The 9,029-nt window shown below is 62.2% G+C and carries 10 protein-coding genes; 7 read left to right on the forward strand and 3 right to left on the reverse strand.

Annotation, left to right across the window (positions count from 1 at the left end; translation table 11 throughout):
- The first annotated feature begins 57 nt into the window (after positions 1-57).
- From YH62_RS18800 to YH62_RS18820, 5 genes are all read left to right on the forward strand, one after another.
- Positions 58-1,095, forward strand: a complete 1,038-nt coding sequence (locus YH62_RS18800; protein ID WP_046796055.1) for an aldo/keto reductase — start codon at positions 58-60, stop codon at positions 1,093-1,095.
- Positions 1,096-1,200: 105 nt separating this feature from the next.
- The gene (locus tag YH62_RS18805) at positions 1,201-2,028 is read left to right on the forward strand and encodes an aldo/keto reductase (RefSeq protein ID WP_046795792.1); all 828 of its coding nucleotides are present in this window, start codon (positions 1,201-1,203) and stop codon (positions 2,026-2,028) included.
- Positions 2,029-2,135: 107 nt separating this feature from the next.
- Complete coding sequence (locus YH62_RS18810) at positions 2,136-2,414, forward strand: BrnT family toxin (RefSeq protein ID WP_046795793.1); 279 nt, start codon at positions 2,136-2,138, stop codon at positions 2,412-2,414.
- Entirely contained in the window at positions 2,368-2,622 is a 255-nt protein-coding gene (locus tag YH62_RS31035) for a BrnA antitoxin family protein (RefSeq protein ID WP_046795794.1), read from the forward strand. The genes YH62_RS18810 and YH62_RS31035 overlap by 47 nt, the downstream gene beginning before the upstream one ends.
- Positions 2,623-2,797: 175 nt before the next feature.
- A complete protein-coding gene (locus tag YH62_RS18820) occupies positions 2,798-4,108 on the forward strand; it encodes a hypothetical protein (protein ID WP_046796056.1) in 1,311 nt (436 codons plus the stop codon).
- 53 nt (positions 4,109-4,161) lie between these two features.
- On the opposite strand, the gene corA is transcribed toward YH62_RS18820, so the two are convergent.
- From corA to YH62_RS18835, 3 genes are all read right to left on the reverse strand, one after another.
- Positions 4,162-5,139: a magnesium/cobalt transporter CorA gene (gene corA, locus YH62_RS18825; protein ID WP_046796057.1), complete on the reverse strand. Its 978-nt coding sequence runs from the start codon at positions 5,137-5,139 to the stop codon at positions 4,162-4,164.
- Positions 5,140-5,435: 296 nt separating this feature from the next.
- A complete protein-coding gene (locus YH62_RS18830; protein WP_046795795.1) occupies positions 5,436-5,828 on the reverse strand; it encodes a hypothetical protein in 393 nt (130 codons plus the stop codon).
- Positions 5,829-5,967: 139 nt separating this feature from the next.
- Positions 5,968-6,840 carry an alpha/beta hydrolase gene (locus YH62_RS18835; RefSeq protein WP_046795796.1) on the reverse strand — a complete coding sequence of 291 codons (873 nt, stop codon included), beginning with the start codon at positions 6,838-6,840 and terminating at the stop codon, positions 5,968-5,970.
- A 164-nt stretch (positions 6,841-7,004) separates the two neighbouring features.
- On the opposite strand from YH62_RS18835, the gene YH62_RS18840 reads away from it, so the two are divergent.
- Positions 7,005-7,379: a helix-turn-helix domain-containing protein gene (locus tag YH62_RS18840; RefSeq protein WP_046795797.1), complete on the forward strand. Its 375-nt coding sequence runs from the start codon at positions 7,005-7,007 to the stop codon at positions 7,377-7,379.
- A gap of 111 nt (positions 7,380-7,490) precedes the next feature.
- The gene (locus tag YH62_RS18845; protein WP_046795798.1) at positions 7,491-9,029 is read left to right on the forward strand and encodes a helicase HerA-like C-terminal domain-containing protein; all 1,539 of its coding nucleotides are present in this window, start codon (positions 7,491-7,493) and stop codon (positions 9,027-9,029) included.

Raw genomic sequence — 9,029 nt, forward strand, 5'->3', positions numbered from 1 at the left:
ACGGGGCGGGGCTCGCCCGCCCTTCTCGGCTACGCGAACTTTTCCATGGAGCCCGATATGGAATACAGATCACTTGGAGCATCCGGCCTGAAGGTGCCCGTCCTTAGTTTCGGCGCCGGCACGTTCGGCGGCTCCGGCCCGCTCTTTGGCAATTGGGGCACGACAGATGTCGAAGAGGCCCGCCGTCTCGTCGATATCTGCCTCGAGGCCGGCGTCAACCTGTTCGACACGGCCGACGTCTATTCGAACGGCGCCTCGGAAGAGGTGCTCGGCCAGGCCATCAAGGACCGGCGCGATGCCGTGCTCATCTCCACCAAGGCAAGCCTGCCGATGGGCGATGGACCGAACGACTGGGGCTCGTCCCGTTCGCGGCTGATCCGCTCCGTCGAGGATGCCCTGAAGCGGCTCAGAACCGACCACATCGACATATTCCAGCTCCACGCCTTCGATGCCTCGACGCCGGTGGAGGAAGTGGTCTCGACGCTCGACCGGCTCGTGGCCGACGGCAAGCTTCGCAATATCGGCGTCTCGAACTTCTCCGGCTGGCAAATCATGAAATCGCTGGCGGCCGCCGAAAAGCACGGCTGGACCCGCTACGTGGCGAACCAGGTCTATTATTCGCTGGTCGGTCGCGATTACGAATGGGACCTGATGCCACTCGGCAAGGACCAAGGCCTGGGCGCGCTCGTCTGGAGCCCGCTCGGCTGGGGCCGTCTCACCGGCAAGATCAGCCGGGAAAAGCCTATCCCGGCGGGAAGCCGTCTGCACGAAACCGCGAGCTTCGGTCCGCCGGTCACCGACGAACTGCTCTACAAGGTCGTCGACGCGCTCGAAGACGTGGCTGCTGAAACCGGCAAGACCGTGCCGCAGGTGGCGATCAACTGGCTTCTCCAGCGGCCGACCGTATCCTCCGTCATCATCGGCGCCCGTAACGAGGAACAGCTTCGTCAGAACCTCGGCGCGGTCGGCTGGGCGCTGACGAAAGAGCAGATCGAAAAGCTCGATCAAGCCAGCGCGGTCACCGCGCCCTATCCGCACTTCCCCTATAGGCGGCAGGAGGGCTTTGCACGCCTCGACCCGCCGCTCGCCGGGTGACCGGCACACGACATGACGGTTGATCCGTCATGGAATCGGCCCATGTAGAAAAGGCCCCTTTCCTCCGCCCGGTCCGGGCGGACATTCTTTAGTAAGGAGACTATCATGCACGTCGTCAGCGCCAATGGCGCCAATATCCCCGCTCTCGGCTTCGGCACGTTCCGCATGCCCGGCCCGGATGTGCTGCGCATCCTGCCCCAGGCGCTCGAACTCGGCTTCCGCCATGTGGATACCGCCCAGATCTACGGCAACGAGGCGCAAGTGGGCGAAGTGATCGCCAAGTCGGGCATTCCGCGCGCCGACATCTTTCTCACCACCAAGGTCTGGGTCGACAAGTACCGTCACAAGGACTTCATCGCTTCCGTCGACGAGAGCCTGAAGAAGCTTCAGACCGACCATGTGGACCTGCTGCTCCTCCACTGGCCGAAGAGCGAAGTGTCGCTCGCCGAGCGCATCGGCGCACTGAACGAGGTCCGGAAAGCCGGCAAGGTGCGCCATATTGGCGTTTCCAACTTCAACACCGCCCTGATGGCGGAAGCCGTGAAGCTTTCCGACGCGCCGATCGCCAACAATCAGATCGAGTACCATCCCTATCTCGACCAGTCCAAGGTGATCGCCGCGGCGCGCAAGGACGGCATTTCCATTACCGCCTACTACCTGATGGCGGACGGCAAGGTGCCGCAGGACGAGGTGCTGAAGGAGATCGGCTCGCGGCACGGCAAGACGGCTGCGCAGGTGGCGCTGCGCTGGGCCGTGCAGCAGAAGGACGTTATCGCCCTTTCCAAGACGGCAACGGAAAGCCGGCTTCAGGAGAATTTCGACATCTTCGATTTCGCGCTGACGGAAAAGGAGATGCAGGCGATCCACGAACTTGCCCGCCCCGACGGCCGCATCGTCAACCCCGGCCATCTGGCGCCGGAGTGGGACAACTAAACATTGCAAAACGACATCAAATGCGCTGGATTGTTCCGGCGCATTTTTTTGTGAATGCTCCTTCGTCCATAACGCTGGAAAATCCATTTTTTCTGTAATAACAATAAATGGCGATCCTATTCGATCCGGTGAAGCGGCTTCTGACCCTCGAGCAGCGAGGTCTGGATTTCGCCGATGCGGGCCAGGTTTTCGATGGCCCTCACCTGACGATCGAAGACGATCGGATCGACTATGGAGAAACGCGCTATTTCACCGTGGGCTTCCTGAATGAACGGCTGGTCGTTCTGGTCTGGACGCCCCGGGGAGACCATCAGCGCATCATCAGCATGAGGAAAGCCAATGACCGGGAACAGAAAGCCTATGGCGCCAGACTGGCCGGCCATTGATGACGATGCCCCCGATCTGACGGAAAGCCCATGGGCGGAGAAGCTTGCGGAGGCACCCGTTCAACGGGGCCGGCCGAAAAGCGATCGAACCAAGGTTTCCACGACGATCAGGCTGGATGCGGATGTTCTGGAGCGCTTTCGAGCGGATGGGCCCGGCTGGCAATCCCGCATCAACGACGCATTGCGGGATTGGCTGGCGAAAAGGTAATCTTCCGCCGCCGCCGGATGGGTGGTTTCCCACCCATCGCTGACGCCCGTTGGGCAGGATGCGAAACATTCGCCGGTGCTGAATCACATTCGGCGCGCAATCCGGCCCTTACCGCGGTTGCCTCCCGCAAACACACCGGAATAGCCTCCGGGTGGTGGAGAAGGAGGAGCTTTCCATGCATTTGAAGCAACTATTGGCCTCGGTGGCACTCGCCGCCGTCATGTCCCTGCCTGCGGCATTGCCGGCCCTTGGGCAGGAGAAGAAGGATTGCCCGGAAACGCTTCCGGAAGGCACCGAATGCCTTGCGGGCGCCGACCAGAACGGCGCCTTCTACTGGATCGCCAAGCCTCAGAACTGGAACGGCATTCTCGTCGTGCACTCGCATGGCGGTCCGCGCACCGCCAAACCCGAACCGGATGATCCCATCGAAGATTTGGAACGGTTCGCCGTCACCGTCGAGGAAGGCTATGCCTGGGCCGCCTCCAACTACCGCCGGGAAGGCTATGGGGTGCGAATGGCGGCGGAAGACACCGAAAACGTCCGCAAGATCGCCGAAAAGCTGCTCGGCGAACCACGTCTGACCCTGCTGCACGGCCAATCCTGGGGCGCCAATGTCGCCGCCAAGGCAGCCGAACTCTATGCGCTCGATGCCGACGGCAAGAGGAATTACGACGGCGTGGTGCTGACGAGCGGCGTGCTCGGCGGCGGCACCGAGTCCTACGGCTTCCGTGCCGATCTTCGCGCCGTCTACCAGTATTACTGCAAGAACCATCCGCGGCCCGAAGAGGCGCAATATCCCGTATGGCAGGGTTTGCCCAAGGATGGGAAAATGCCGCGGGCCGAACTCGAAAAGCGTGTCGACGAATGCACCGGCGTTTCCCTCGACAAGGACAAGCGCTCGCCGGAACAGACGAAAAACCTCGCCAATATTCTTGGCGTCACCAAGGTGCCGGAGGGCAATCTCGTGGCGCATCTCGCCTGGGCCACCAATCTCTTCCAGGATATCGTATGGCGGCGGCTGGAGGGAAAGAACCCCTTCGACAATTCGAAGACCGTCTATTCCGGCTCGGATGACGATGCGGCCCTCAACGAGGGCGTGGAGCGGTTCAGCGCCGACGCGGAAGCCCGGCGGCTGCTCGCCTATGACGCTGACCTGACGGGCGCGATCGTCGCGCCGACGATTTCCATGCATGCCAGGAACGATCCGACCGCCTTCGTGGAACTGGAGGCCCAATATCGCGAGACGGTCGCCAACGCCGGCAATGCCGATCTACTGGTCCAGACCTTCACCGACGAGAACCAGCACAGCAAGCTCTCGACGCCGCAATACGCCGCGATTTTCGCCGCCATGGTGGGCTGGATCGACAAGAGCGAGAAACCGAGCCCTGCATCCATCGCCGAAAGCTGCAAGGCCGCAAGCGCCCGTTACGACAACGAGCCCTGCCGGTTCATCATGAACTACGAGCCGCAGGTGGCGGGGCAATAGCACCCCAACTCTCTCCCCGCATGCGGGGAGAGAGACGCCCCCTTAAGGGGTGGTTACAGCCATCCCTTTCTCTTGAAATAGAGATAGGGCATGATCATCGAAACGATCATCATGCCGATCGCCATCGGATAGCCGTACTGCCATCTCAGTTCCGGCATGACATCGAAGTTCATGCCATAGACCGAGGCAACCAGAGTCGGCGGCAGGAAGACCACCGCGGCGACCGAGAAGATCTTGATGATCTGGTTCTGCTCGAGATTGATCAGCCCCAGCGTCGCATCCAGCAGGAAATTGATCTTGCTCGACAGGAAGGCCGAGTGATCGCCGAGCGAGGTCGCATCCCGCTGCAGAAGCTTCAGGCGCTGGCGGAGCTCCTTGGCCAGCTTGCGGTCGACGCCGTCCAACGCGCTATAATAGGCAACGACGCGCGAGACGCTGACCAGGCTTTCGCGAACGACCGTCAGGAACTCACCCGCCTGACCGATCTCCCGGATCAGTTCCTGAAGGTCGCGCGTCTTCTTGTTGACCTTGGCGGCCTTGGCGCTGAAGACTTCCTGGGAAATCTGGTCGATGTCGTTGCCGAGCCGCTCCAGCGTATCGGCCATGCGGTCGATCACCGCCTCGATCAGCCCCGCCATGATCAGCTCGCCATTGCTGCAATGCAGGCCCGCGCCGTTGCCTCGGCGGGCGCGGGCCAGAAAGGCGTCGAAGGGCCGCGGTTCCGAATAGCGCACGGTCACCAGCGCCTGGCCCTTGACGATGAAGGTGACGGGCACCTTGCGCGGCGCCTCGGCATCCGGCCGGGTCAGCACCGTCATGGTCATGAACTCGGCGCCGTTCTCCTGGTAGAGACGGGCGGAGAGTTCGATGTCCTCCATTTCGTCCATGGTCGGCACGGTGATGCCGAGGCGCTCGCCGACGGTGCGCTCTTCCTCCTGGGTCGGATTGATGAGGTCGTACCAGACGACGGGCGGCTGAGCCTCGGATTTCAGGTCGAGCGCGACCGCGGCACCGGCAATAGCAGGCGCCATGACGACGGCGGGCGTATCGGAAACAACCGGCACAAGGCGGTCGAGGTCATAGGCATGGATACGCAGCATGACAGCTCCTTTTCTCGGACCATCGGTCCTTCAGGAGCGCGTATCCTTAAAAAGGATCAGAGCCCCGAAAGGACGGGTCGGTATGTTGACGTCGAACTTCGACTGTCGGGGTTCATCTCTCTTTTTCCTTTGAAACAGCGACGCCCGAACGGGCGGCGCTGAGCGAACGGATGCGCCCAATGCGCAAGGAAGTCAAACACATTTTGCACCGCACAGGCGGCACGGCATTACACGAACTGGGAAAGGCCCGGAACGGAAGAAACCACGGTGTCCACGACCTCGTCGCCGGCATGCTCGCGGGCAACGGCAATGGTTTCCTTGGCGAGCGAAGTGATCTCACCCATGCCGAGGCCCTGGCTCATCAGCTGCTGGCCGAGCCCCATGACCCCGCCGCCGCCGATCGCCGACATCAGGCCGCCGAGCAGACCACCGCCGTTCGAGCCTTCGCCGTTGAACTGGGCGACCAGTTCCGTCGCGCCGGGGATCGACTCGATCATTTTGGCGACGGCGCCGTCATCGGCCTCGCGCTGCAGGAAACCGAGCATCATGCCGACCGCCTTTTCAGCGACATCGGGAGCGATGCCGACATTTTCAGCAACGCGGGTAACCAGCTCGTTCATAAAGATTCTCCTCGAAATCTGACGTTGACGTCAAAGTAATACACACTGTCCGGCCCCCAAACCAGTGGGGAGCCGTAAATATAGGAGCAAATTCGCGCCGGTCGAATCGGTGGACTGGCGTACCGCCTGTGTCACGGCCCTAAAGCGCATCGATCCAGGCGCTGATGGCAGCATTTGCGTCCTCCCGGCGGTCCTGCATGATCCAATGACCCGCATTGGACCATAGATCGACTTTCGACTTCGGGTGCGAGAACCACGGCCGCATGCGGCCCGCCTGAGCTGGATCGCGGCACAGGTGATAGATGGGCACTTCCACTCGTTCGCAGAATTTCGCGCTCGCCTCTCCGACACCGACCTGGTCCGCTCCGAAGAAGAGGGGGCCGAAGGTGTCGCGCACGACGTGGTTCGGCATGCCCTGGACGCGCCTTGCGTGCCAGCGCTTGAATGCCGGATCGGTCGCTGCATCATAAACGAGCTGAAACAGAGCCGGGACAACAACGGCGGGATCGCCGGCGCTCAGATCGCGGACGGTCTTGTCGAACAGTTGGGCCGCGTCACCACCAAAACCAAGCGCCCCATCGACGGACACGACGGCGCTGACCAGATCCGGCCGCTTGAGGGCAAGGCGCGCGGCGATCTGCCCGCCCATCGAGTGCCCGACGATGACGAACTTCTCGCCCGGATACCTGGTTGCGATCAAGGTTTCGATGTCGGCAACGTGATCGGCGGGCCTATAGGCGCCCGACGGCATGACCTCCGACCTTCCATGCCCGCGCAGATCGGGCGCGACCACCCGGTACTTGCTTTCGAACAATGGAAGCTGCCCGATCCAATCATTGGAATCGCAAGTCCAGCCGTGCAGGAGCATCACATTCCTGCCCGCGCCGGCCTCGGTATAGAAGAGTTTCGCCGCAGGTGCCGCCGCCGTCGGCGTGCTCCTGAACGTGGCGGCCGCTACGGCCGTGGCGCCGGTGAATTTCAGCAGGCTGCGCCTCGAAAATCTGGTCTCCATCTTATCCTCTGTCGTTTGCAAAGCTTGGCGTTCGATTGCCTCGCAGGGACATGAACCGATGTCGGCAATCCTGGCTGCCATGCGAGTTGCAGGACAGATATCCATTGTATATCTAGGATCAAGAATGCACTTCCAGGTGCGTAGATATACGGAAGGTTACCGGGATGACGGACCAGGTTGATGCGGTGTTCTTTGCAGACTGCGCCGCGCGTTCTTTCTTCGATCAGGTCGCCAACAAATGGTCGGTGATGATCCTCACCGTCCTTGCCGAGAGGCCGACGCGCTTCAATGAGTTCAGGCGGAGGTTGGAAGGGGTGACGCACAAGGCGCTCACGCAGGCCCTGCGGCGTCTGGAGCGCAACGGGCTGATCGACCGGAAAGTATTCCCCACTTCGCCGGTCGCGGTCGAATACTCGATCACCGAACTCGGGCGCACCCTGCAAGTCCCGCTCGGAGCGGCGTATGACTGGGCGATCGGCCATCTGCACGAGATCGAGCAGGCGCAGCAGGCCTATGACAATAAAAAGCCGGCCCGGTGAACCACACAGTGGAAGGAGTAACCAACCGTTGCACTTGCCGTTGCCGCTTTTCCCGACGCACCCTATAACTAACATCCTGTGAGGGCACGCGGCCAGGGAGCGCATAGTTGCATGGACGAAACGGGTAAACTCTTCATCGGCGGCAGCCGCAATCCGGACGATTCGCTCAACAAGGCCGAATATCTGGATTTGAAGTTCGGCAACCGGCACGGCCTCATCACCGGCGCCACCGGCACCGGCAAGACCGTGACGCTGCAGATCCTGGCGGAAGGCTTTTCGAAAGCCGGGGTGCCCGTCTTCGCCGCGGACATCAAGGGCGATCTCTCCGGCGTCGCCGCCAAGGGCGAGCCCAAGGATTTCCTCGCCAAGCGCGCCGAGCAGATCGGCTTTGCCGATTACGATTTCGAACAGTTTCCGGTGATCTTCTGGGATCTCTTCGGCGAGAAGGGCCACCGGGTGCGCACCACCATCGCGGAGATGGGCCCTCTCCTGCTCTCACGGCTGATGGATGCCTCCGAGCCTCAGGAAGGCGTCATCAACATCGCCTTCAAGATTGCCGATCAGGCGGGAATGCCGCTTCTCGACTTCAAGGATTTCACCTCCCTCCTCAACTACATGGCGGAAAACGCCAGCGCGCTTTCCAGCCAGTTCGGGCAGATTTCCAAGGCCTCCGTCGCCTCGATCCAGCGGTCGCTGCTGGTGCTGGAACAGCAGGGTGCCACGCATTTCTTCGGCGAGCCGGCGCTGAAGATCAGCGATATCATGCGCACCCATACCAATGGCTATGGGCAGATCTCGGTGCTTGCCGCCGACAAGCTGATGATGAACCCACGGCTCTACGCGACCTTCCTGCTCTGGCTGCTTTCCGAACTCTTCGAGGAACTGCCGGAAGTCGGCGATCCGGAAAAGCCGAAGCTCGTCTTCTTCTTCGACGAGGCGCATCTGCTCTTCAACGACGCGCCGAAAGTGCTCACCGAGCGTGTCGAACAGGTCGTCCGCCTCATCCGCTCCAAGGGGGTGGGCGTCTATTTCGTGACGCAGAACCCGCTCGACGTACCGGAAACCGTTCTTGCCCAGCTCGGCAACCGAATACAGCATGCGCTGCGCGCCTATACGCCGCGCGAGCAGAAGGCGGTGAAGACGGCGGCCGATACCTTCCGTCCCAACCCCGCCTTCGATTGCGCCACCGCGATCACCAATCTCGGCACCGGCGAGGCGCTGGTCTCGACGCTGGAAGGCAAGGGCGCCCCCTCCATGGTGGAGCGCACTCTCATCCGGCCGCCTTCGAGCCGCATCGGGCCGCTTACCGATCAGGAGCGTCAGGCCGTGATGGACCGGAGCCCCGTGCTCGGCCTCTATGACGAGGACGTGGATCGGGAATCCGCCTTCGAAATGCTGGCTGCCAAAGCCAAGCAGGCAGCGGATGCGGCAGCCGCCAAGGAGGCGGAGGAGGCCCAGACCGCATCGGCGGGTTCCGGCTGGACGCTGCCGGGCTTCGGCGGCGGCGCGGACGAGCGCCCCACCCGCGGCCGCGCCGGCTCCCAGCGCCAGACGGTGGTGGAAGCAGCGATGAAGTCCGTCGCCCGCACCGTCGCCACCCAGGTCGGCCGGGCGATCGTGCGCGGCATCCTCGGCAGCTTCAAGCGGTAA

Origin of the sequence: Rhizobium sp. LC145 (assembly GCF_001005825.1) — a bacterium.
Classification (GTDB): Bacteria; Pseudomonadota; Alphaproteobacteria; order Rhizobiales; family Rhizobiaceae; genus Neorhizobium.